The organism is Rhizobium sp. KNZ2-6A, assembly GCF_056755475.1.
This window is the reverse complement of the sequence record NZ_JBNDIC010000037.1, coordinates 26,789-48,821: the sequence shown is the minus strand read 5'-3', so window position 1 is coordinate 48,821 and position 22,033 is coordinate 26,789. Positions and strand designations below refer to the sequence as shown.

The following is a 22,033-nucleotide window of genomic DNA, read 5'->3' as shown; positions in this document are numbered from 1 at the left end:
GAGACGATGCCATGAGTCCTGCCACCGAATTCGCGACCATCGATGCCGTCCGCGACTTCAACCGCTTCTACACGAATTTTCTCGGCGTCCTGAACAAGGCCTATCTCGACAGTCCCTATACCCTCACGGATCTGCGCGTTCTGTTCGAGGTCGGCTCCCGCGGCGGCGTCGCCGCTTCGGCGTTGACACGCGAGCTTCATCTCGATCCCGCCTATCTCAGCCGCATCGTCAAGCGCTTCCGCGAAGATGGGCTGATCGAAACGACGCCGGATCCGACCGACGCCCGCAGCCAGGTCATAAAAGTCACCGAAAAGGGACAGGCGCAATTCGAGGAATTCGTCCGCCGCGCACGTGCCCAGATCGCCGGCTATTTCGAAAAGCTCACGATCGGCGAACCCGAACGCGTCGTTGCGGCAATGCAGACGATACGGGACACGCTCGGCACGGACCGAACCACGGCATCCCCCGCGATCATCCGCAACCACCGGCCTGGAGACATCGGCTGGATCGTGCAAAGCCAGGCGCGTTTCTATACGGGAGAGTTCGGCTGGGACGACCGCTTCGAAGGGTTGGTGGCGGAAGTCGCCGGAAAATTCCTCTCCAATTTCAATCCGCAAAGGGATCGCTGCTGGATTGCCGAGCGAGGCGGCATGAATGTCGGCTCCGCCATGATCGCCGATGGCGGTGACGGCGTCGCGAAGCTCAGGCTGCTCTATGTCGACAAGGCCGCTCGCGGCCTCGGCCTCGGCAAGCTGCTGGTCGACGAATGCATCCGCTTCTCACGCGATGCGGGATACAGCAAGCTTTCTCTGTGGACCAACGATATCCTCGACGCGGCACGGGCCATCTACATCACGGCCGGCTTCAAGCTTGTAGCAGAGGAGAGGCATCGCATGTTCGGCCCTGAACTGAACGGCCAGACGTGGGTGCTCGATCTCTGAGCTCGGCGGGCGCGATGGGCGCATAGCCTCATCAACTTCATCGGCATTTCCCTTGACCGTCATAGGCGCGCATAGTGGTCTTGATCGCGTTAAGTCATTTCAAATTCGCGATCGTACCTTTACACTTCCCAAGGGCGATCGTTACCATAGCCATATGAGAGAATCTGCCGCCATCAAGCCAGTCGAATTCGACAACGTTGTTCCGATCGCTACGGCGGCCCTTTCGGGTTTTCCGCAACAAGCAACCTTGTACCCGGAACTACGATATATGGGATCAAAAAAGCGGCTACTGCCTTGGATATTCGAAGTTCTCAATTCCTTGGATTTTGAAAGTGCTATGGACCCGTTCTCGGGTACCGGCAGCGTTGGATATCTTCTCAAATCGATGGGCCGCCAGGTCATCGCGTCAGACTTCTTAAACTTTTCGAGCCTCGTAGCGACAGCGACTATCGAAAACAACAATCTCCACCTGGATGGTAAGTCAATCAAACAACTCATTGACCCAGCCCCACCAGATGCGAATTTCATTGAAAACACATTTACCAATGTATTTTACACCCGCGAGGATCTTCAGTTTCTTGATCGGGTCTCCGGGAATATTCGGCGACTGGAAGGTAGACACGAGAAGGCGCTCGCCTATGCAGCTTTATTCCGGTCCTGTCTGAAGCGACAGCCCCGGGGAGTGTTCACTATTTCGGGCAACTTAGACCATTATGATGATGGCCGCCGTGATCTTCGCCTATCTCTTGAAGAGCACTTTTTGGAGCAGATAGAGGTCTACAGCAATGCGGTGTTCGATAACGGACGGCGTAACACAGCGCTTCAAGGCGACGTGTTTGAGATAGCCGCGCCTAATGTCGACCTGGTTTACCTTGACCCTCCCTATGTCCCCCGCTCCGATGACAATTGTTACGTCAAGCGATACCATTTCCTCGAGGGTCTCTCGGCATATTGGGAAGGCATGCCAGTCGATCAGTCGACGAAGGTCAAAAAGATTGCAAAGAAATACACTCCCTTTAGTTATCGAAAGAGCGCCATCGATGCTTTTGACAGGATGTTCGCCAAGTTCCAAAAAAGCATTGTGGCCCTTTCCTATAGTTCCAACGGCTATCCGGATTTGGGCGAGCTTGAACGGCTGATGCGGAAGTACAAGACCAATGTCAGGGTATTCGAGAAGCCCCATCGCTATCATTTTGGCACTCACAGCAAAGTCGAGCGATCCTCGGTTACCGAATATCTGATCGTGGGCCAGTAATGCAGACAGTTCAGCAAGATCTAGATGCGCTTGTGGCGACACTGAGCCCGCTTGATGTCGATTGGATGGATGATGTAGCGGCGTCTGCGATCGCTAGGCTGAAAACCATTCCTGCTAAGAGTGCCTACGGCGCGGGGGATATCAAGGAATTGTTGGATAATAATTTCGAGGAGGGTATCTTATGCGCGAGGTTGTTTTTGGCCTTATCCAAGGACAGCATGACTGAGCGCCTTAGATCAGCTCTCGGAGCTGAGGGTATTGGCTCCAAACGATATTCCAAAGAACCGGACTTGTTTGTTGAAGCCCTCGAAGAAATGGGGCTCCTGGAGGCGATGGACGCCACGATCAACTACCAACCCGTCTGGAGCGATATCCTGTCCGAGCGTCTTCGCTCCGGTCGCGGCTCGGCAATACAGGGGCAAAAGCGCGGTCGCGGTCTGGAAGACTTTGCTGAAAAAATCGTCGAGCAGGTGTTTGGTGAAGGTTCTTATGAGATCCGCTGCACGTTCACGGGCGCTGACGGGAAAACCGCGAAGTGCGATATCGCTATTCCAGATAAACAGCGGCCCCGCATTGTCATTGAATCAAAAGGTTACGGCGCAACCGGCTCAAAAATGAGCGACATTATCGGCGATCTCGATGCAATTATCGATGCAAAACGCCATGACTGCCCTTTTCTTTTCATCACTGACGGGCTGACCTGGAAGGCACGACTCTCCGACCTCAAGAAGATTGTGCACCGGCAGAACCAAGGAAAAATCACGAAAATCTACACCGTTGAAATGGGCGAACAACTTCTGGAAGATCTGAAGATCCTCAAGCAAGAACTGCACATTTAGTTTGCCTCACCCGATACCCGACACATGTCGCGAGTAAGAAGTTTAAATTCCTTTTTAAAACATTCATTTAGCTTAACTGCATTCTGCTGCGACATCAGCTGCCATACATTTGCGCCTCACGCCCACGCAGGCAAGCTCGGCAAAGCATCTCAATCGATCGAAACCAGGGACTGGAGCGTCGACTGATCGCAACGCCCTTGCAAGCCGTTCGAAATACAGGCCTTGAGCGCGAGGGATTGGCCCGCGAATCCGTTCGCATAGATGGACGCTACAAAGACGGGATCCACATGCACTGCTTCGCGAACAGCGGGACCAATGTCAGCCATTCCAGCCAACCCTTCTGCTGCATCGCAAAAATTCGCTTGATTTGGAAACGATCATTTCCTAAAAGGGTGACATGACGACGGACAGTCTCGACATCGCACCGAAGCTCCGGGGACGCCCACGGGAATTCGACATGGATTCCGCGCTCGACGAAGCGCTGCGCGTGTTTTCCGAGCGCGGCTATTATGCCGCCTCGATCAGCGAATTGACCGAGGCCATGAGCCTCACCGCCGGCAGTGTCTACAAGGCTTTCGGCGACAAGCGCGGCGTGTTCCTCGCCGCTTTCGGTCGTTATCGCCAGGTACGGCAGCAACTGATCGACGATGCCCTTGCCAAGGCCCCGAATGCCTATGAAAAGCTGCGGGTCTTGGTGACATTCTTCGCCGAGGCATCGTGCGGCGAGATCGGCCGCCGGGGCTGCCTCGTGGTTGGCAGCGCAACGGAGCTTGCGCTTTTTGACGAGGAGGTCGCCGGCCGCGTCAGCGTGGCCTTCGATTTCGACGAACGGCGCATCCTGGATCTCATTCGCCTTGGTCACTCGGATAGTTCCGTGGCGAAGCATGTCGACCCCGAAAGCACCGCCTGCGCCCTGCTTGCCCTGACGAAGGGCATGCGTGTGATCGGCAAGACCGGCCGCACCACCGAACAGATGCTCGCCGTCGCCAAGACAGCCATGAAACTACTGGACTGATTTTTATTGAAATTTCGGGGAGCACATTCCCCTGCCCGCATCGAGGACAATATATGCCCGCAACTGCCGCCGCCAGACGGGAGAGCACGCCGCTCCCGGAAAAGACCCTTTCACCGCTGCTGACATTCATGTTCGCCGCCGCCTGCGGGCTGGTGGCTGCCAATCTTTATTACGGCCAGCCGCTCGCCGGCCCCATCAGCCAGTCGCTCGGCTTCACCCCCGCCGCCACCGGCCTCATCGTCACGCTGACACAGATCGGCTACGGCCTCGGCCTCTTGCTGATCGTGCCGCTGGGTGATCTTCTCGAGAACCGAAGGTTGGTGCTGACTCTAGTGGCGCTGGCCGCCGTCGCGCTTGTCGGCGCGGCCTTCGCCTGGTCGCCGTCGCTGTTCCTGCTCGCCTCGCTCTGCATCGGCCTGACATCCGTCGCCGTGCAGGTTCTGGTCCCCTTCGCCGCCCATATGGCGCCGGATGCCAGCCGCGGCGCCGTCGTCGGCAATGTCATGAGCGGCTTGCTTGTCGGCATCATGCTGGCCCGCCCGGCCGCAAGCTTCCTGTCCGAGCTTCTCTCCTGGCACGCGGTCTACATCATCTCGGCCGGCATCATGATCGGGCTGATGGTCATCCTGCGCGTCGTCCTGCCGACCCGCGTGCCCCATACGAAGCTGCATTATGGGCAGCTGCTGTCCTCCATGGGCCACCTCGCGCTTCGCACACCGGTCCTGCAGCGTCGTGCGCTGTACCAGGCCTGCATGTTCGGCGCCTTCAGCCTCTTCTGGACGACGACACCTCTCTTGCTGGCAAGCCCGGCCTTCGGTCTAACACAGAACGGTATCGCCCTTTTCGCGCTCGCTGGCGCCGCCGGTGCCGTCGCTTCGCCGATCGCCGGACGCGTTGCCGACCGTGGCTGGACGAAGCTTGCGACAGCCTTCGCCCTGGTGCTCGCCATTATCGCCTTCCTGGTCGGCCATTTTTCAGGCAGTGGCTCGTTGCTGGCGCTGATCACCCTGACGCTGTCAGGGATCATGCTCGACTTTGGCGTCCAGACGAACCTCGTGCTCGGCCAACGCGCCATCTTCGCGCTCAGCGCCGAACACCGCAGCCGCCTCAACGGCCTCTATATGGCGACCTTCTTCGCCGGCGGCGCCCTTGGCTCGGCGCTCGGCGGCTGGGCCTATGCGACCGGCGGCTGGAACATGGCCTCCTGGATCGGCGTCGCCTTCCCGGTCATTGCGCTGCTTGCCTATCTGACCGAGCGGGAAAAATAATTACGATGGCTGCGGCACCGCCTGCCGCAGCCAGTCGCATTCCCGCAGGCCGGCGCCGTTGAACGGATCGACCAGCGTGCCGGAAACGATACCCGCCAGGATCTGCGGCGCCGGCGGTACCTTGGCAATGGTCGCGACCAGGCGGTCCCGGATCCAGGCGAGCGCCGCCGAGTCCGATTGATAGAAGGGCGTAAAGGCCGCTGAGAGCAGCTGAAACAACCGCACATGCATCCGCCGTGCCTTGGCATAGGCAGCAAGAGCAGCCTCGATCGTTTCACATCCGGCAAGCGCATGCGCCAGCGCCGCTACATCGAGCAGGGCCATGTTGGCGCCCTGCCCGAGCTGCGGGCTGGTGGAGTGGGCCGCGTCGCCGACGAAAACCGTTCGCCCGCTATAGGGCATCTTCATGGTGCGATGGGCGTAACGCGCCAGCGTCAGCTGGTCCCAATCGGTAATCTGCTCCAGCAAGGGTTCGCATTCCGGCCAGTAGCCGCGGATCGTCTGCTTCCAACGCTCAAGCCCCCGCCTGCGTACCTCGTCGGCATCCGCCACCTTCAGGCTCCAGAACAGGGCAGCCTGTTTCGGCATATGCGGCCTTCTGCTGCCGATCGGTAAGACACCGATCATCACGCTCGCCTTGTCATAGCGCTGCGTCAGCGCCGCCTGATCCACCAGCCCATCCGGACAATCGAGCGTCGCCCAGAAGGCGCCGTAGACGAGGTTGCGTACACGCGGCGCAACGGGTGACGCCGCTACCAGCTCCGAGCGTGCGCCGCTGGCATCGATGACGAGATCATAAGATCCGAGACGCTCGCCGCCCTCGACGGAGAGATAGCTTTTTCCGCCCTCCTCCGTCACACCGATGATCCTCCGCCCGGTATGGATCGGATGTTGCCGTGCGGAGACTTCATCATAAAGAGTATCGAACAGCGCAGCACGATGAACGCCGAGCCCGTATCGGCCGCCCGCCAACGCATTGTAGCGCACATCGAGAACGATGCGCCCCCGGGTGGTTTCCGTGCCGAACAGTCGGTCGATGCGGTTGCCGGCGGCGTGGATGGCGGGACCAAGCCCGAGCGATTCCAGCACGGTCAATCCGGTCGGCTGCAGCATCAACGCCGAGCCGACAGGAGCCGGGCTGTCAAACCTTTCGATGATATCGGCCGTATGGCCGGCACGGGTGAGAAAGAGAGAGGCGGCAAGACCGGCAGGCCCGGCGCCGACGATGGCGATTTTCAAGGGCTTCACTGTAAAGGCTCAGTCCGGCGATTGATCGAAACGGGCTCTTGCAGCCTTGACAGCCTCATGGTTGGCCTCGGCCCAGTTCAAAAGCTGCGCCAGCGGCTCGTAAAGCGAATAGCCGAGATCCGTCATGCGATATTCAACGCTTGGCGGCTTGGTGGGAAAGACCTCGCGATCGACATAGCCGTCGCGCTGGAGGTCGCGCAGCGTTTGCGTCAGCATCCGTTGGGAGATATCGGGCACTAGGCGGCGCAACTCGCCGAAACGATACGGCCGTTTAGCCAATGTTTCCAGCAGCAGCACCGACCATTTCCCCCCGATCTGCGAGATCAGGTCCCGCACGGGACAGTTGCTGAAATCGAGATTGCTGAGATCGAAGTCGCGCAGCGGCGGATCCTTGCTGCGCAGATTGACGACGGTGCTGGCACCCATGCCGGTTCCCTTTTGGTAACTTGGAGCCGAAAAACTGCCTCCTTTACACAGCGAAGTCAATTCCTATTCTAGTGCTAGTCTCTTTTTGAGAGCGACAAGATCTCTGCAAGTCCGCGGCGGTCAAACAAGGAAAACCATATGAGCAGCACTCTTCTCGTTACCGGTGCGGCCGGTCAGCTAGGCCAGCGCGTCATCCATCACCTGCTGGAGACATACAAGGTCGCTCCCGGCCGCATCATTGCCGCCACGCGCAGCCCGGAAAAGCTTGCCGATCTCGCCGCCAAGGGCGTCGTCACCCGCAAGGTGGATTTCGATGATGCCGACACCCTGCTTTCCGCTTTCACTGGCGTCGATCGCCTGCTGGTCATCAGCACCGACGCACTCGCCGTTCCCGGCCAGCGCCTGAAGCAGCACACTGCTGCCGTCGAAGCCGCGAAGAAGGCTGGCGTCAAGCACATTCTCTACACCTCCATGCCGGCCCCAGAAGACTCTCTCGTCAGCTTCGCGCCCGATCATCTCGGCACGGAAAATGCCATCAAGGCCAGCGGCGTCGGCTATACGATCCTGCGCGACGCCTGGTATTTCGACAATTTCTTGCATGGTCTTCCGCACAGCCTCGAAGTCGGCAAATGGTACACCGCGACCGGCGGCGGCCGCGTCAGCAACATCAGCCGCGAAGACTGCGCGCTCGCCATCGCCGCCGCCCTGGCTTCCGACGCAACGGAAAGCGCCACCTATACGCTGACCGGTTCCACCGCGTTGACCATCGAGGACGTCGCAAGCGTCGTCAGCAGGATCACCGGCCGTCCGCTTGAGGTTGTTCAGGTCAACGACGAACAGTTCGCCGCTGGCCTCGCCGGCGCCGGCCTGCCACCCTTCGTGGTCGACATGCTCGTCTCCGCCGACGCCAACATCCGCGCCGGCAAATTCGATATCCTCACCAGCGACTTCAACAAGCTGACCGGCAAGGAACCGCAGACGCTGCGCAGCTTCGTCGAGGAACACAAGGCCGCATTGGCCGGCTGAGTTTTAGGAGGTCAGGCAAGGCTTGCTTTGCCGCCCTTCGAATATAGCCCTTTCCCCCGCCAGGCGGGAAAGGGAACCTTTACGCCATATATAAACTCAAACTGGTGGGGACATGGCAGTGGATACCTGTCGCGCTTCTGGCGTGCAGGCGTCTTTCCGCCCGTTCCTCTCGCACCGTCAAGCCACTTAGAATCATTGTGCGCGCCGGCGATATTCCCCCGGGGTAACACCGAGACAACGGCGGAACACCGTCGTCAAATGGGACTGGTTGGAAAAGCCGCAAGCAAGCGCGACATCGACGAGCGTCACGTCCCCCTGGCGCAACAGCGCTCGCGCCCGTTCTATCCGCCGTACCAGCACATAAGAATGAGGCGACATGCCAACCGTCTCTTGGAAGCGATGGGCAAAATGATAGGTGCTCATTCCTGCGACGGCGGCGAGCGATGACAACCGCAAGTCACGGTCGATGCCATCTTCGATGTAATCGACGACGCGGGCGACACCCCGGGCCGGAAGCTTGCCGAATGGTCCATGCCGGTTTCGCTCGCCGTGACTCGATAACCGCAGGAGGAATGTTTCGGCCAGGATCAATGCCCAACTGTCGAGAAGGAGATTGGTAGGCTCGATCGAGGAGGCGATATGCCGAATACGTTCTAGGCTACGGTGCAACTGGGCGTCCCGCACGTCGGCAGGCATCCGGATATGATCGTGGGTGAGCTCTTTTCCGAACAGTGAAGCACAAACCATGCCCATCACGTCGAATGGAATGTGGAATTGCATGAAGCTCACCGGCTGCTCGAAGCGCCATTGGGCACCCTCGAACGGCAACATGGACACCAGGCCGGATGACGACGCATCGCGCCAGGCCGTGGCTTTGCTCGTTCGGAGTGAGGCACTGACGAAGTTCGGTTCACCCTCTTGCGGGGAATCCTCGACGGTCGAAAACCAATAGCTCAACTTGAGCGACGCCGCCGTTTCGGCGCCGATCGTTCGTACCGGTGCGATCCGATGATCTCTCCAGAATCGCGGCACGCCCGAAGTGTAAACTGCCCTGCAGGAAGCAAGGCCAGCACGCTCGCCATCCCACGCCTCGCTGTGGCCGATCCCCTTCCAGGCCTCTTCGAACTTCATCCGCCCGCCCCCGGCCGCGCCGACGCTTTCGGTCACGCAAATGTATGCGAACCATCGAAACGTCTAGCGCGGCAAAATAGCAAGATTTCGAAATACGCGCCAGCCGCAGCCCATTATCTGACGTCGGACATCCGCATTCGCTTCATGTGGCAAGGGGACGACGAAATCGTCGGAATGCTCGGCATTTTTCCAGGCGAGATGCAATGCCATGCCGCGCCACGAAGCACCAAGTCAGGCCGCCGAATGCTCGCGTAAGTTCAAGGAGACAGAAGATGGCAGAAGATCATAAGCAGATTTCAGGCAGCCTCAATCGCCGAGACGGGCTGCCGATCGGTCTTCGATTGCAAGGCGTCCAACATTTCGGCCTGACGGTCCAGAACATGGAGCGTGCCTTTACCTTCTATACAAAGGTTCTCGGCGGTACCGAGGTGATGCGCGACGGCGATTTCCAGGGCGAGCGTATTCACAATACACTGCTGACCGGTCCAGAAATCGATGCGCGCGCACGCGGTGTCAATCCGCGCACGATGGGAATTCCCGACCTTCGCAGCGGCGCACAGCGGCTCGATGTGCGCTTCATCCAGTTCGACAATGTCGTGATCGAGCTTTTACAGTATCGCGACGCCGATCAGCCGATGGGTGGGCCGAGAGCGTTCGCCCAGCCCCTCGATCATATGAGCCCGGCCTTTCCGCGCATGATGCACATCTGCTTCCACATCCGCGATGATGTCGATTTCAACCAGTTCATCGCCGACCTCGAAGCGGAAGCGGCGCGGCGCGGTATGACGCATGTCCGCGCGAACCGCGTCGTGACCGTGACGAGCGAAGCGGAACGCAGCGCAGCCCCGCTCGACGCCAATTCCAACCCGATCACGGAGGGCAAGTCAGATGGCTGGCGGCTGATCTACTGCACCGGCTCGGAAGGCGAGCAGCTCGAGTTCGTGCAGGCGCTAGGCCCGGTCAAGCGAACGTTCGACGATGCACTCGAAGCGCGGCGTGAAATGGTGGCCGCGTCGCGCTGAGCGGAGGACACGGGTCGCCACCGCGATGTCGCCAATCTCCACCTCACCGGCGTGCAGATGCCGATAAAGGATGAACTCACGATCGAGGAAATGGCGCAAGCGGCGGGATACCTCCGGCACACCAGAGGCCGTTTTGCGCCTCGGTTCGAACCCCACGACACGGCTCCAGCGTGAGACTTAAGCGCGACAGCGAGCAAGCCAAGGAAGGAGATAAGCAATGCCACGGAGATTCTTATCCGACATCACGCCGGCGGATCCGACCGCGGCCGCTTCTACAGCACCCTCGGCGATCGCCCACGACGCTGGCGGCTTGCGCTACGCCGATATTCCCGCCGATGCTTACGCCGTCGTCGCGCAGGTTCGCGCCAAGCCCGGTAAGGAGGATGCGCTGCGCGCCATCACGCTATCGCTCGTGCCGCAGGTCCGCGCCGAACCGAACAACTTGATCTACTTCCTTCAAGAGAGCCGCGAGGCGCCCGGACATTTCATCTTCTATGAGATATTCGCCAGTCAGGCCGATTTCGAAGCTCATAACCAAACACCGCATGTGCAGTCTTGGTTCGCACGTGTACCGGAGCTTGCCGATGGTGGGGTCACCGTGATCCGTATGGGCATCCTCAACAACGTTGCGAGCGACCGCTAAGTCAGCCGGAGCCGCGGCTGATGATATCGGTTATATGAGGCCGATATCTTCGTCGCAGTCTCGCGCTTCCCTCAGGAGCATGGAGAAAGACGGGCGACGGGCTGGGCCTGATCTCCGTCGACGACAGCCTCGCCTGACCGGCCTACCTTCTTCTCAAACCACCTGACCACAAGCCCGACGGAAGCGGCGTACCGTTTCGGCCATGCCATATTCCAGCGCATCGGCGGTGAGCCCATGGCCGATCGAGGTCTCAGCGAGCTTCGGAATACGCTTCAGCAGCGCCGGTAGATTGGCGACCGTCAGGTCGTGACCGGCATTGACGTCAAGGCCGTTGGCGAAGGCTGCATCAGCAGTCTTGCCGAGCGCCTCGAGAATGACGGCAGCCTTCTGCGGATCGTCGTAGCAGCCGCCATAGGGGCCGGTGTAAAGCTCGATGCGGTCGGCACCGACGTCCCTCGCGATCTTCACCGCGTCGGCATCGCCGTCGCCATCGGCAAAGAGCGACACGCGGCAGCCGATGGTCTTGTACTTGGCAACGACATCGACCAGCAGATCGCGATGCTTGCGAAAATCCCAACCGTGATCCGAGGTCGCCTGAGCGGGATCGTCGGGCACGAGCGTCACCTGCTCGGGCTCTGCCGAAGCACAGAGATCGAAGAATTCGTCGCTCGGATAGCCCTCGATGTTGAACTCCGCCTCCGGAAACTCGTCATCGATCAGCGCACGGATGTCGGGCAGATCGGAAAAGCGGACATGCCGCTGATCGGGACGCGGATGAACCGTCAATCCGCTCGCACCGGCCGCCAGCGCGATACGGCCCAAGTCCGTGACGCTCGGCCAGGGAAGATCACGCCGGTTGCGCAGCATCGCGATAGCGTTGAGGTTCACGGAAAGCTTGGCGGGCATGATTGAAATCCCTGATTTTCAAAGCGGATAATATCACCGGTTTTATGCCATTATGCGCAGCAAAACCAACGAGATTCCGACATCAACCCATGCAAAACTTTGATGGAGAGGATTGAACCAAGTCACCGCTGCGCGACATCCCTTAAGCAAGGATCGAGATGTCGTATTAGCGAACGATGGTCAGTGTCTCGGCGGCGCGGGTAATGGCCGTATAGAGCCAGCGCTCGCGCGTATCGCGAAACGCCCAGCTCTCATCGAACAGCACGACATTGTTCCACTGCGAACCCTGTGCCTTATGGACAGTCAACGCGTAGCCGTAATCGAATTCGTCATAGCGCTTGCGGGTCGACCAGGGGATCTCGCCCTCGACATCCTCGAAGGCCTGCTTCAGGAGCTTGATTTTGGCCGCCCCTCGATCCATGTCATCGTCTTCCGGCCGCACCAGAAGATTGATGCCCGGCTTCGTCGTTTCCCTGGATGAGGTCATGACCTGCCAGAGCGAGCCGTTGAGCAGACCCTTGGCGGGATCGTTGCGCAGGCAGACCAGCTTGTCGCCGGATTGCGGATAGTCGGCGGAAAAACCCTTGAGTTCACGAAGACGCTGATTGTAGCGCCGCCGCGTCCTGTTTGTGCCGACCAGCACCTGATCGGCTTCCAGCACCAGCGGCTGTGTGACCTCGTTCTTCGAGATCACCTGCGCGGTGCCGTAATCGCCATGCATGATCTCCTTGCCCTCACGCACCTGCATGGCGAGCTGGATGATTGGGTTGTCACGGGCCTGACGATGAATATCCGTCAGCAGGTAATCCGGCTCTTCATTCGTGAAGAAACCGCCGCCGGAAACCGGCGGCAGCTGGCCGGGATCGCCGAGCACCAGGATGGGCGTTCCAAAGCTCATCAGATCCTTGCCCAGCGCCTCGTCCACCATCGAGCATTCGTCGACGATGATCAGCGCCGCCTTGGCGACCGGGCTCTGACGGTTGATAGTGAACATCGGTGCGATCGATGTCTTGCCCGTCTCCTCGTCCTCGACGGCTTCCTCGCCGCGCGGCCGGTAGATCAGCGAATGGATGGTCTTGGCATTCGAGGCACCGCGCGAGCGCAGCACCTGCGCCGCCTTGCCGGTAAAGGCCGCAAACAGCACCTCTCCATCCACATGCTCGGCAAAATGCCGCGCAAGCGTCGTCTTGCCCGTGCCGGCATAGCCGAAAAGGCGAAACAGAGGTGTACGCCCCTCCTTCAACCATTTGGCGACGGCCTTGAGCGCTTCATCTTGTTGCGGCGCGAATTGCATCGGCCGAATTGGCAGGATTCGGCCGATGGAAGCAAGCAGTAAAAAATACCCGGCGAGTTGGGAATAAAATCAAGAGCGCCCGTGTCTCATGTCCGGCAACGCAAAAAAGCAAAGCCTGGACGACTATCGTCCACCCATCCAAGGAGAACCATCATGAAGACCGTGAGATTCCTGACCGCGCTCGCTGCGGCATCTGCCTTTGCCACCGCCGCATTCGCCGCCGCCCCCGTCAAGACGGTCGAAAGCGCCAAGGGCAAGGTGCTCGCCGGCGAAAATGGCATGACGCTTTATACGTTCAAGAACGACAAATCAGGCGAATCCAACTGCAACGGCGATTGTGCGAAAGCTTGGCCGCCGCTCATGGCCGATGGCAAAGCCAAGGCGGAGGGTGCATATTCGATCATTACCCGCAAGGACGGAAAGAAACAGTGGGCAAAGGACGGCATGCCGCTCTATTTCTTTGTCAAGGACGCAAAGTCCGGTGATGTCGCCGGCGACGGTTTCAAAGGCGTCTGGAATGTCGCGAAGCCCTGATGGGAACGAAAAGGGCGCGGCGGGAGCCTCCCCCGCGCCCGATGGCTTCGAGGCGGAGGTGCTGGCGCTCCTCCCCTCGTTGCGGCGCTATTCGCGCAGCCTCGCCCGCTCGGATGCCGATGGCGAGGACCTGCTTCAGGATTGCGTCGAGAAGGTTTTGACCCGCCGCGGCCAATGGCGCGGGCTGAACCTGCGCGGCTGGGTCCTCACCATTATGACCAATCTCTATCGCAACGGACTGCGCCAGCAGGGCGGCCGCAGTTTCGTCGATATCGACGACAATAGCCACCTATCGGCAGCCGAGACTGACAACGACCCGCTGCAGCGATCGCGCCTGGAAATAGCGCTGAACAGCCTTAGCGAAGACTATCGCGCGGTGCTGATGCTCGTCGTGGTCGAGGGTTACAGCTATCGGGACGTCGCAGACATGCTAGATATCCCGATCGGCACCGTGATGTCGCGCCTGTCGCGCGCCCGCCAGAAGATGACCAGCCTGTTGAACGCAGACAATGTCGTCACGCTTCGGAGACCAAGATGAACGAACGCAAACCGACGGTGACCGAAGCGGACCTTCACGCCTTTGCCGATGGCCTTCTGCCGGCGGAAAAACAGGCGGAATTACAGGCATGGCTAGTCGAAAATCCTGAGGATGCCGCCGCCGTTGCAGTATGGCAGGTCCAGAACGCTGAAATCCGGGCCATGTTCTCCCCCTATGCTATCTCGAACGACGGCGATGCGGACCTCTTTTTGAAAAGCAGAAACATATCGTCTGCACAGGCGACTATACCTCAACGAAATCGTCGGCTTATGATGCTCGCAGCCTCGCTGGCACTATTTGTCACTGGCGCAGCGGCCGGCCACTTCGGCCCTGATCTTTTCGCGCGGCCCGAATTGCAGCTGACCTCAATCGAGGCATTGCCGCAGCAGGCGCATTCGGCTTTCGTCGTCTATGCCAGCGATGTCCGCCATCCCGTCGAAGTCGGCGCGGATCAGGAGGCGCATCTCGCCACCTGGCTCGGCAAGCGCATGAATGTCGCCGGCCTCAAGGTGCCGAGCCTGCAGAGGCTGGGATTCCAGCTTGTCGGCGGCCGGCTTCTGCCGATCAACGGTACGCCCGGAGCCCTGTTCATGTATGAAAATGCCAGCGGCCAGCGCCTGACGGTGCTGGTGGGGCGCAATAGCGGTAACACCACGACCAGCTTCCGCTTCGCCAGCGACAAAGCCGTCGAGACCTTCTACTGGATCGATGGCAATCTCGGCTATGCCGTGACCGGCGAGATCTCGCGCGACATGCTGCGGCGGGTAGCGGACGAGTGCTATAAACAGTTTTCATCCTAACCTGCGGGATATTCGCATACCGCATGAGGATAGGGAACCGAACCATCCGCCCTCGTGGTTCGAAACGGCCCTTCGGGCCTCCTCACCGAGAGGGCCAATCTTTTGTCCGTGCCGATCAAATGAGCCTTCATCGAATTCGGCACTCGCTTCATCCTCATCCTGAGGCGCGGAGGACCCAGGCCGGAGCCTCGAAGGACGAGGATGGCCCCAACCCAAGCGGAACCTGTCCTTTAACGCTGCGGATCGTTTTCCAGCGCGATCGGCTTACCATGCGGCGTGGCCTCCGCCGCACGTTGCCAGCTTTGCTGCAAAGCCAGGATCGCATCGGCATCGGCAATGCCCTTCGCGACAAGCAGGCCCGAAAGCGCTGCCACCCAGCAATCGAAGTAATCGCTGCCATCAACCGCGCGGCCGGGCTTGTGCAGTTCGGCCGACAGCCGCTCCGCCCATTCGCTCCAGACAAACAGGCCTTTCTCGTGCAGATGCACCGTCATCGCAAAGGCGTCCGCCGCCCAGGGCTCCGGAAAGACCGGCTCGCCATCGGCTGATTTCGGCAATCCGGGCGATTGCGCCAGAGGCGATGCGACCTCACATGCGCTCAAGATAGCTCTCCCAGGCATCGATCGAGACCGTCAGCGAGGGATCGGCCTCCTCGCCCCAGATTTCGGCGCCATCAAAGACCACGGTATAGACCCATTGCGGGTTCTCGCCGCGGCCATGCGCATTGTCATCGGGGAAGACGAAGGAGCCCTGCACCGCTTCGATGATACCCGTCTTGGCACGAGCGTAGCGCGGCAATCGGGTGTGGCCGGTCGGATTAAAATTCTTGGTCCGCACATGATCGCCGACGGCAAAAAGCGGTGCTGAATCGACCGGCCGGTCGCATGGACCGCCCTTCGCCAACGCGCCATCGACCATTTCAGCCTTCAGAACCCGTTTCGGCACCCTACCCTGTTCGAGCGAACGGCCGGTGCGCAACTCCTCCGCCGTGGCGAAACCATGCCGTCCCAGCAGCGTCTCGACCGCGCGCGTCCAGATCTCGTAGTAGCTAGCACCGAGATAGTTGGCCGGCGGAATATTTTCGCGCGCATGCCGGCTCTCATCGATGGTCCAGGCACCGAAGGCGCCGCAGGAGAGCGTGATGCCGAGCGCGCGCTTTTCCCATTCGGCATGGAAAATAGGCTCGTTCGGTTCGGGCGCGACAGGGCCAAAACCCATTTGCCCGCCGAGATCGTGCGGGCCGTTCATGGTGCGGCCTCCGGCATCTTGGCAAGCGCGGTTCCGATCATGGCATCGCGACTGACGAGACCAGCCAGCGCCGCCTCATCCATGCCCTCGGAACCGGCGGGCCGCTCAGGGATCACCAGATAACGAAGTTCCGCCGTCGAATCCCAGACACGGATCTTCGTCTCCTGCGGCAACGTCAGGCCGAATTCGGCAAGCACGCCGCGCGGATCGATCACCGCGCGCGACCGATAGGCCGGCGCCTTGTACCAGACCGGCGGCAGCCCGAGCACGGCCCAAGGATAGCAGGAGCACAGCGTACAGACGATCAGGTTATGCGTTTCCGGCGTATTGAACACCGCGCGCATATGCTCGCCCTGGCGGCCGGTAAAGCCGAGGCTTGCGATCGCCGCCGTCGCGTCACGCCGCAACCAATCGGCAAAGTCGGGATCGCTCCAGGCTTTCGCCACCACCTGCGCGCCATTGCGCGGCCCGACCTTCGTCTCATAGGTCTCGACGATGCGATCGATCGCCGCCGGATCGATCAGCCCCTTTTCCGTCAGCAGCGTTTCGAGCGCCTTCACGCGCGCCTGCATGTCCGAATAGTGGTTGTCGTGGTGATGATCGCCGTCATCATGCGAGTGTCCGTGGGACATGACTGTCTCCTGTCTTTTCCGGATTACTTTAGCATCGGCCAGAGACTGAGCACCAGCAGGAGGGCCATGGTTATATTGAACCATTTGAGCCGAACGGGGTCGGAAAGCCAATCGCGCAGCACGGAGCCGAAACCGGCCCAGGTCGAAACGGTCGGCACGTTCACGGCGGCAAATGCCAGCCCGACGAGCAGAACAGTGAAGAGATAGAGCTGCTCGTTGGTGTAGGTCGCCATGGAGGTCACGGCCATCACCCAGGCCTTGGGATTGACCCATTGGAATGCGGCAGCGCTCATGAAACTCATCGGCTGTGCGGAGCCTTCGCTTTCCGTAATACTGCGCGACGTGCCGATCTTCCAGGCAATCCAGACGAGATAGGCGCCGCCTGCGAATTTCAGCACGGTGTAGAGCACAGGCACCGTATGCAGCAACGCGCCCAGACCCAGGCCGACTCCAAGCAGTAGGAAGAAGAAGCCGACACCGATCCCGAGCATATGTGGGATAGTGCGCCGGAAACCGAAATTCACGCCCGAGGCAAACAGCATCATGTTGTTCGGCCCTGGGGTGATCGATGTCGTGAATGCGAAAAGTAAGAGAGCCAGAAATGTATCCAGCGCCATGGTGCCTCCAAGGACACCGTGCGTGACGAAGGGCGGCATCCAAAATTCTTCTCACGCGCGCCTGATACAGCGACGCATATCCGGGCGACATTAATTCGCTCATAGTCTGAAAGCCAGAGCACCTTTGTCACGGTGACATGAAGGCGTCGATTGAAATCCGCCAGGATGGATCTATCCTTCGGCTTTCCGCAGCGAGGACAGACAATGCGCGAGCCCATCCCCACCGTCACCCTCCCCTCCGGCATCGCGGTTCCGGCACTCGGCCAGGGCACCTGGAACATGGGCGAGAATAGCGCAAATGCCAGGGATGAAATCACCAGCCTCAAAACTGGCCTCGATCTCGGTATGACGCTGATCGACACGGCCGAAATGTATGCCGACGGCGGCTCGGAGGAAATCGTCGGCAAGGCGATCGAAGGCCGCCGCGATGAGGTCTTCCTGGTCAGCAAGGTCTATCCCGCCAACGCCAGCCGCAAAGGTGCGGTCGAGGCCTGCGAACGCAGCCTGAGGCGTCTGAACACCGATCGCCTCGATCTCTATCTATTGCATTGGCGCGGCAATTATCCGCTCGAAGAAACGGTGGAAGCCTTCGAAGGCCTGAAAGCCGCCGGTAAAATCGAAGCCTGGGGCGTGTCGAATTTCGACGTCGTCGATATGGATGAGCTGCTCTCCGTGCCGAGCGGCGGCAATGTCGCGGCCAATCAGGTGCTCTACAATCTCTCCCGGCGCGGCATCGAATATGACCTGCTGCCCTGGTGTCAGGAGCGCGGCATTCCGATCATGGCCTATTCGCCGATCGAGCAAGGCCGGCTGCTTCATCACCCAGAGCTGATCCGCATCGCCAAGACCTATCAGGCGACCCCGGCCCAGATCGCGCTTGCCTTTCTGCTGGAGCGCGACGGCGTGATACCGATTCCGAAATCCTCGAACCCGCAGCGTGTCGAGGAAAACCGTGATTCGATAGATGTCGATATGACAGACGAGGATTGGGCCGTCCTCGACGCCGCCTTCCCGCCGCCATCGCGAAAAAAATCACTGGACATGCTATAGGTTTAGGCCGCCACCTTCTGCTGTGCGACGATCAGCTCGATTGCCCGGAAGACGTCGATCTCCCGCCAATCGATGGGATCGCGATAGGTCGGATAAAGCGAAAGAGCGGCGGCGGCGATCTGATCCACCGTCCTTCGTTTCGTCCGACGCCCGGCAAGCGCAGCCTTGGTGTAAACGCCGAAATGATCTTCGGTCACGCCCCAGCCCGCATAGAAGGGAGCGGCATAGCAACGCACCGGAATACCGCGCAGCAGCGCATCGAAGCCGAACTGGCTCGAGACCGTCCAGACCTCGTCGACGACCTCGAGGATCGATGCCACGGACACAGCCTCACCGAGCAGCACTACATTTCGCATGGAAGCCCCATTCGTAAGATATCCCTTACGGAGCCCAGCCATGACGTCCGGATGGGTACGGATCAGGCATTGCGCATCGCTCGCCAGCGCATCCGCAAGCATCTTCTCGAAAGAGGCTTTTGAGCCGAGTGCCCCGCCGACGGAAACATCACCGACGACCTGATCGACGAGCAGAATGCGCCGCTTTGCCGTCCGCTCAATGCGTGGCGGGCGATGCGGGAGATGATTGTATTTCGACAACTTGTTGAGAACGATCTGCTCGCGGATGGCGCGGCCGAGCTCTCCCGCCTCCCCGGCACCTTCTATCAGCCTCTCAAGCCGCGATGGCGTGGATGCATCCACGGGCAGGCCAAGATCGTCGATGACGATGGAAAGCGGAATGGCGCCGGTCTTGCCGAGCCCCACGGAGCGCAGGAAACCATCCTCCAGATGCCAATGCGGCAATCGGCGGAACCGCGCAATCCCATCCGCCATCTTGGCCGGTGCGCGTCCGCCCCAGGAAACAATGCCGCCTATTCCGGGCGACATCGCGGAAGCCAGCTTCTGCGAACCGAAATAACGTCCGAGCCAGGGAAAGTCACTTCGTACGAAAGGCGCGGCGCCAAGGCGCATGCCGGCCGGCGGATGCCACGGCTTTTCACCGATATCTGGCAAAGTCTCGCCGGCAAGAACTGCCACCTTATTTCCCCGCTGCAAAGAGCCCGCTGATCCGGGCTGGACGTCGCAAGGCTAAGCGACGCCCGCTGACCGGTCAACGATACGGGCTCTTACATCCCTTGCGAGCCGCGGTTCATCGCAGCGATGCCCGTGCGGCAGACTTCGATGAGGCCGAGCGGCTTGATGATGGCGATGAACTGATCGATCTTCGAGGACTTGCCGGTGATCTCGAGAATGAAGTGCTCGACAGTCGCATCCACCACCTTGGCGTGGAAGGCATCGGCGAGCCGCAGCGTTTCGGCACGCATCTCCCCGCTTCCGGTCACCTTCAGCAGCGCCACTTCGCGCTCGATCGGCCGCTCCTGGCCGAGTTCGCGGGCGCGCACGGTGAGGTCGACGACCCGATGAACGGGAACGATGCGCTCGAGCTGCGCCTTGATCTGTTCCAGCACGTGCGGCGTGCCGCGCGTGACGACGGTGATGCGCGAGAGGTGCGCCTGATGCTCGGTCTCCGAAACCGTGAGGCTTTCGATGTTGTAGCCTCGGCCGGAGAAAAGACCGATGACGCGGGCGAGAACGCCAGGCTCGTTATCGACCAGCACCGAAAGCGTGTGGCTCTCGGCTGCGGCCGTTTCCGGCGAAATGAAGTAGGCGGAGCCCGTGGGTTGAAGGTGTGCGTTCATTATCCTTGTTCCGTTTCCTCGGTTCTTGTTCGGCATGCCGACGGGATCGGCCGGGGCACGGCAACCGCCGCACCACGGCTATCGATCAAACCAGCTGGCGACCCTTGGCGTCGATGGCGTTGGCGACGGCCTCGTCGGTCGCTTCATCCGGCAGCAGCATTTCATTGTGCGCCTTGCCCGAGGGGATCATCGGGAAGCAGTTGGCGAGGTTGGCGACGCGGCAATCGAAAATGACCGGCTTGTTGACGTCGATCATTTCTTGGATCATGGAGTCGAGGTCACCCGGCTTTTCGCAGCGCAAACCGACGGCGCCATAGGCTTCGGCGAGCTTGACGAAATCTGGCATCGCTTCCGTGTAGGAATTGGACAGACGATTTCCGTGCAGCAGCTGCTGCCACTGGCGAACCATGCCCATGTACTGATTGTTCAGGATGAAGATCTTGATCGGCGCATTGTGCTGAATGGCCGCCGACATTTCCTGAATGCACATCTGGATCGAGGCATCGCCGGCAATGTCGATGACCAGGCTTTCCGGATGGGCGATCTGCACGCCGAGTGCGGCCGGCAGGCCGTAGCCCATCGTGCCGAGGCCGCCCGAGGTCATCCAGCGGTTCGGTTGTTCGAAACCGTAGAACTGAGCCGCCCACATCTGGTGCTGGCCGACTTCGGTCGTGATGTAGGTATCGCGATGCTTCGTCAGCTCATAGAGACGCTGGATCGCATATTGCGGCATGATCACATCGTCGCTCGGCTTGTAGGCGAAGGAATTGCGCGCGCGCCAACGGGCAACGTCAGCCCACCAGTCGCCCAAGCGCTCCGCAGCCGGCTTCTGCGGCAAGGCGCGCCACAAGCGAACCATATCTTCCAGAACATTACCGACATCGCCGAGGATGCCGACATCGACGCGAACGTTCTTGTTGATCGACGATGGGTCGATATCGATATGGATCTTCTTCGAATTCGGCGAGAAGGCATTCAGGCGGCCGGTAATGCGGTCGTCGAAGCGCGCGCCGATGCAGACCATGACGTCGCAATCATGCATCGCCATGTTGGCTTCATAGGAACCATGCATGCCGAGCATGCCGAGCCAGCTCTTGCCGGATGCCGGATAGGCGCCAAGACCCATCAGCGTCGATGTGATCGGGAAGTCGGTCAGCTCGACCAGCTCGCGCAGCAGCTTGCAGGCTTCCGGGCCGGAATTGACGACGCCGCCGCCAGAGTAGATGACCGGACGGCGGGCATTTTTCATCAGCTCGATCGCCTGGGTGATCTTGTTGAGATCGCCCTGGATCTTCGGCTGATAGCTCTTCTGGGCATGGTGCGCTTCCGGCGGCGTATAGGTCCCAGTTGCGAACTGAATGTCTTTCGGAATGTCGACGACGACAGGACCCGGGCGGCCAGATTGCGCGATGCGGAAGGCTTCATGAATGACGGCCGCCAGCTCGTTGACATCCTTGACCAGCCAATTGTGCTTGGTGCACGGCCGCGTGATGCCGACGGTATCGCATTCCTGGAAAGCGTCGGAGCCGATCAGCGTGGTTGGAACCTGGCCGCTGAGGCAGACGAGCGGGATCGAATCCATCAAGGCATCCTGCAGCGGCGTGACGGCATTCGTCGCGCCCGGGCCGGAGGTGACCAGCATGACGCCGACCTTGCCGGTGGAGCGGGCATAGCCTTCGGCCGCATGGCCGGCGCCCTGCTCATGGCGAACGAGAATGTGCTTGATATCGTCCTGCTGGAAGATCTCGTCATAGATCGGAAGCACGGCGCCGCCCGGATAACCGAAGATGTGTTCGACGCCGTTGTCCCTGAGCGCCTGCAACACGATCTCCGCGCCTGTCATTCGATTGTCGCTCGCCTGATTATCTGTGCCGGTCATACGTTTGTTCCGCTGTCTGCTGGAG

The 22,033-nt window shown here is 60.2% G+C and carries 24 protein-coding genes; 12 read left to right on the top strand and 12 right to left on the bottom strand.

All coding sequences use genetic code 11. The features are described from left to right. The first annotated feature begins 11 nt into the window (after positions 1-11). From ACPYOP_RS23010 to ACPYOP_RS22990, 5 genes are all read left to right on the top strand, one after another. Positions 12-941: a bifunctional helix-turn-helix transcriptional regulator/GNAT family N-acetyltransferase gene (locus tag ACPYOP_RS23010; RefSeq protein ID WP_481412595.1), complete on the top strand. Its 930-nt coding sequence runs from the start codon at positions 12-14 to the stop codon at positions 939-941. Positions 942-993: 52 nt separating this feature from the next. Then, a complete protein-coding gene (locus tag ACPYOP_RS23005) occupies positions 994-2,196 on the top strand; it encodes a DNA adenine methylase (protein ID WP_481412594.1) in 1,203 nt (400 codons plus the stop codon). Beyond that, complete coding sequence (locus ACPYOP_RS23000) at positions 2,196-3,035, top strand: DpnII family type II restriction endonuclease (RefSeq protein WP_481412593.1); 840 nt, start codon at positions 2,196-2,198, stop codon at positions 3,033-3,035. The genes ACPYOP_RS23005 and ACPYOP_RS23000 overlap by 1 nt, the downstream gene beginning before the upstream one ends. Positions 3,036-3,432: 397 nt before the next feature. Further along, positions 3,433-4,050, top strand: a complete 618-nt coding sequence (locus tag ACPYOP_RS22995) for a TetR/AcrR family transcriptional regulator (protein ID WP_481412592.1) — start codon at positions 3,433-3,435, stop codon at positions 4,048-4,050. Positions 4,051-4,103: 53 nt separating this feature from the next. After that, positions 4,104-5,318 carry an MFS transporter gene (locus ACPYOP_RS22990; RefSeq protein ID WP_481412591.1) on the top strand — a complete coding sequence of 405 codons (1,215 nt, stop codon included), beginning with the start codon at positions 4,104-4,106 and terminating at the stop codon, positions 5,316-5,318. Here ACPYOP_RS22990 and ACPYOP_RS22985 read toward each other — a convergent pair whose 3' ends face one another. Continuing rightward, complete coding sequence (locus ACPYOP_RS22985) at positions 5,319-6,566, bottom strand: FAD-dependent oxidoreductase (protein WP_481412590.1); 1,248 nt, start codon at positions 6,564-6,566, stop codon at positions 5,319-5,321. It abuts the gene before it with no gap. Positions 6,567-6,575: 9 nt separating this feature from the next. Next, a complete protein-coding gene (locus tag ACPYOP_RS22980; protein ID WP_481412589.1) occupies positions 6,576-6,992 on the bottom strand; it encodes a winged helix-turn-helix transcriptional regulator in 417 nt (138 codons plus the stop codon). Between the two features lie 138 nt (positions 6,993-7,130). Here ACPYOP_RS22980 and ACPYOP_RS22975 point away from each other — a divergent pair, with 138 nt between their 5' ends. Beyond that, positions 7,131-8,018, top strand: a complete 888-nt coding sequence (locus ACPYOP_RS22975) for an SDR family oxidoreductase (protein ID WP_481412588.1) — start codon at positions 7,131-7,133, stop codon at positions 8,016-8,018. A 192-nt stretch (positions 8,019-8,210) separates the two neighbouring features. Here the strand turns inward: ACPYOP_RS22975 and ACPYOP_RS22970 are convergent, their stop codons facing one another. Continuing rightward, positions 8,211-9,185 (bottom strand): helix-turn-helix domain-containing protein, encoded by a 975-nt coding sequence (locus tag ACPYOP_RS22970; protein WP_481412587.1) that lies wholly within the window; start codon positions 9,183-9,185, stop codon positions 8,211-8,213. A gap of 236 nt (positions 9,186-9,421) precedes the next feature. Here ACPYOP_RS22970 and ACPYOP_RS22965 point away from each other — a divergent pair, with 236 nt between their 5' ends. Both ACPYOP_RS22965 and ACPYOP_RS22960 read left to right on the top strand, forming a co-directional pair. Next, positions 9,422-10,171 (top strand): VOC family protein, encoded by a 750-nt coding sequence (locus ACPYOP_RS22965; RefSeq protein WP_481412586.1) that lies wholly within the window; start codon positions 9,422-9,424, stop codon positions 10,169-10,171. A gap of 217 nt (positions 10,172-10,388) precedes the next feature. Further along, a complete protein-coding gene (locus ACPYOP_RS22960; protein ID WP_481412585.1) occupies positions 10,389-10,814 on the top strand; it encodes a putative quinol monooxygenase in 426 nt (141 codons plus the stop codon). A 153-nt stretch (positions 10,815-10,967) separates the two neighbouring features. Here the strand turns inward: ACPYOP_RS22960 and ACPYOP_RS22955 are convergent, their stop codons facing one another. Then, positions 10,968-11,720 carry a pyridoxine 5'-phosphate synthase gene (locus tag ACPYOP_RS22955; protein WP_481412584.1) on the bottom strand — a complete coding sequence of 251 codons (753 nt, stop codon included), beginning with the start codon at positions 11,718-11,720 and terminating at the stop codon, positions 10,968-10,970. 166 nt (positions 11,721-11,886) lie between these two features. Then, positions 11,887-13,014, bottom strand: coding sequence for an ATP-dependent DNA helicase (locus tag ACPYOP_RS22950; protein WP_481412583.1), 1,128 nt, complete (start codon positions 13,012-13,014; stop codon positions 11,887-11,889). Positions 13,015-13,167: 153 nt separating this feature from the next. Here ACPYOP_RS22950 and ACPYOP_RS22945 point away from each other — a divergent pair, with 153 nt between their 5' ends. The 3 genes from ACPYOP_RS22945 to ACPYOP_RS22935 are packed head-to-tail and all read left to right on the top strand — an operon-like array spanning position 13,168 to position 14,886. Beyond that, positions 13,168-13,548 carry a COG4315 family predicted lipoprotein gene (locus ACPYOP_RS22945; protein ID WP_481412582.1) on the top strand — a complete coding sequence of 127 codons (381 nt, stop codon included), beginning with the start codon at positions 13,168-13,170 and terminating at the stop codon, positions 13,546-13,548. Beyond that, positions 13,532-14,086 carry an RNA polymerase sigma factor gene (locus ACPYOP_RS22940; protein WP_481412581.1) on the top strand — a complete coding sequence of 185 codons (555 nt, stop codon included), beginning with the start codon at positions 13,532-13,534 and terminating at the stop codon, positions 14,084-14,086. The genes ACPYOP_RS22945 and ACPYOP_RS22940 overlap by 17 nt, the downstream gene beginning before the upstream one ends. After that, positions 14,083-14,886 carry an anti-sigma factor family protein gene (locus ACPYOP_RS22935; protein ID WP_481412580.1) on the top strand — a complete coding sequence of 268 codons (804 nt, stop codon included), beginning with the start codon at positions 14,083-14,085 and terminating at the stop codon, positions 14,884-14,886. Before ACPYOP_RS22940 ends, ACPYOP_RS22935 begins: the two co-directional genes overlap by 4 nt. Positions 14,887-15,116: 230 nt before the next feature. Here the strand turns inward: ACPYOP_RS22935 and ACPYOP_RS22930 are convergent, their stop codons facing one another. From ACPYOP_RS22930 to ACPYOP_RS22915, 4 genes are read right to left on the bottom strand one after another with little or no spacing between them, the layout of a single operon-like run. Continuing rightward, positions 15,117-15,488 (bottom strand): nitrile hydratase accessory protein, encoded by a 372-nt coding sequence (locus tag ACPYOP_RS22930; RefSeq protein WP_481412579.1) that lies wholly within the window; start codon positions 15,486-15,488, stop codon positions 15,117-15,119. Beyond that, complete coding sequence (gene nthB / locus ACPYOP_RS22925) at positions 15,475-16,134, bottom strand: nitrile hydratase subunit beta (protein ID WP_481412578.1); 660 nt, start codon at positions 16,132-16,134, stop codon at positions 15,475-15,477. Before nthB ends, ACPYOP_RS22930 begins: the two co-directional genes overlap by 14 nt. Next, positions 16,131-16,766, bottom strand: a complete 636-nt coding sequence (gene nthA / locus ACPYOP_RS22920) for a nitrile hydratase subunit alpha (protein ID WP_481412577.1) — start codon at positions 16,764-16,766, stop codon at positions 16,131-16,133. The genes nthB and nthA overlap by 4 nt, the downstream gene beginning before the upstream one ends. 23 nt (positions 16,767-16,789) lie before the next feature. Continuing rightward, complete coding sequence (locus ACPYOP_RS22915) at positions 16,790-17,383, bottom strand: LysE family translocator (protein ID WP_481412576.1); 594 nt, start codon at positions 17,381-17,383, stop codon at positions 16,790-16,792. 204 nt (positions 17,384-17,587) lie between these two features. Between ACPYOP_RS22915 and ACPYOP_RS22910 the strand changes: the two genes are divergently transcribed. Continuing rightward, positions 17,588-18,433, top strand: a complete 846-nt coding sequence (locus ACPYOP_RS22910) for an aldo/keto reductase (RefSeq protein WP_481412575.1) — start codon at positions 17,588-17,590, stop codon at positions 18,431-18,433. Positions 18,434-18,435: 2 nt separating this feature from the next. Here the strand turns inward: ACPYOP_RS22910 and ACPYOP_RS22905 are convergent, their stop codons facing one another. From ACPYOP_RS22905 to ACPYOP_RS22895, 3 genes are all read right to left on the bottom strand, one after another. Next, the gene (locus tag ACPYOP_RS22905; RefSeq protein WP_481412574.1) at positions 18,436-19,467 is read right to left on the bottom strand and encodes a capsular polysaccharide export protein, LipB/KpsS family; all 1,032 of its coding nucleotides are present in this window, start codon (positions 19,465-19,467) and stop codon (positions 18,436-18,438) included. Positions 19,468-19,556: 89 nt separating this feature from the next. Next, entirely contained in the window at positions 19,557-20,129 is a 573-nt protein-coding gene (ilvN, locus tag ACPYOP_RS22900) for an acetolactate synthase small subunit (protein WP_481412573.1), read from the bottom strand. Between the two features lie 85 nt (positions 20,130-20,214). Next, the gene (locus ACPYOP_RS22895; RefSeq protein ID WP_481412572.1) at positions 20,215-22,008 is read right to left on the bottom strand and encodes an acetolactate synthase 3 large subunit; all 1,794 of its coding nucleotides are present in this window, start codon (positions 22,006-22,008) and stop codon (positions 20,215-20,217) included. Between the last annotated feature and the right edge of the window lie 25 nt (positions 22,009-22,033).

Coding starts and splice junctions, on each gene's coding strand:
- ACPYOP_RS22910 (WP_481412575.1), top strand. CDS start 17,588: ATGCGCGAGCCCATCCCCACCGTCACCCTCCCCTCCGGCATCGCGGTT.
- ACPYOP_RS22960 (WP_481412585.1), top strand. CDS start 10,389: ATGCCACGGAGATTCTTATCCGACATCACGCCGGCGGATCCGACCGCG.
- ilvN (WP_481412573.1), bottom strand. CDS start 20,129: ATGAACGCACACCTTCAACCCACGGGCTCCGCCTACTTCATTTCGCCG.
- ACPYOP_RS22965 (WP_481412586.1), top strand. CDS start 9,422: ATGGCAGAAGATCATAAGCAGATTTCAGGCAGCCTCAATCGCCGAGAC.
- ACPYOP_RS22940 (WP_481412581.1), top strand. CDS start 13,532: ATGTCGCGAAGCCCTGATGGGAACGAAAAGGGCGCGGCGGGAGCCTCC.
- ACPYOP_RS23010 (WP_481412595.1), top strand. CDS start 12: ATGAGTCCTGCCACCGAATTCGCGACCATCGATGCCGTCCGCGACTTC.
- ACPYOP_RS22945 (WP_481412582.1), top strand. CDS start 13,168: ATGAAGACCGTGAGATTCCTGACCGCGCTCGCTGCGGCATCTGCCTTT.
- ACPYOP_RS22950 (WP_481412583.1), bottom strand. CDS start 13,014: ATGCAATTCGCGCCGCAACAAGATGAAGCGCTCAAGGCCGTCGCCAAA.
- ACPYOP_RS23000 (WP_481412593.1), top strand. CDS start 2,196: ATGCAGACAGTTCAGCAAGATCTAGATGCGCTTGTGGCGACACTGAGC.
- nthA (WP_481412577.1), bottom strand. CDS start 16,766: ATGTCCCACGGACACTCGCATGATGACGGCGATCATCACCACGACAAC.
- ACPYOP_RS22995 (WP_481412592.1), top strand. CDS start 3,433: ATGACGACGGACAGTCTCGACATCGCACCGAAGCTCCGGGGACGCCCA.
- ACPYOP_RS22955 (WP_481412584.1), bottom strand. CDS start 11,720: ATGCCCGCCAAGCTTTCCGTGAACCTCAACGCTATCGCGATGCTGCGC.
- ACPYOP_RS22935 (WP_481412580.1), top strand. CDS start 14,083: ATGAACGAACGCAAACCGACGGTGACCGAAGCGGACCTTCACGCCTTT.
- ACPYOP_RS22975 (WP_481412588.1), top strand. CDS start 7,131: ATGAGCAGCACTCTTCTCGTTACCGGTGCGGCCGGTCAGCTAGGCCAG.
- ACPYOP_RS22980 (WP_481412589.1), bottom strand. CDS start 6,992: ATGGGTGCCAGCACCGTCGTCAATCTGCGCAGCAAGGATCCGCCGCTG.
- nthB (WP_481412578.1), bottom strand. CDS start 16,134: ATGAACGGCCCGCACGATCTCGGCGGGCAAATGGGTTTTGGCCCTGTC.
- ACPYOP_RS22990 (WP_481412591.1), top strand. CDS start 4,104: ATGCCCGCAACTGCCGCCGCCAGACGGGAGAGCACGCCGCTCCCGGAA.
- ACPYOP_RS22915 (WP_481412576.1), bottom strand. CDS start 17,383: ATGGCGCTGGATACATTTCTGGCTCTCTTACTTTTCGCATTCACGACA.
- ACPYOP_RS22895 (WP_481412572.1), bottom strand. CDS start 22,008: ATGACCGGCACAGATAATCAGGCGAGCGACAATCGAATGACAGGCGCG.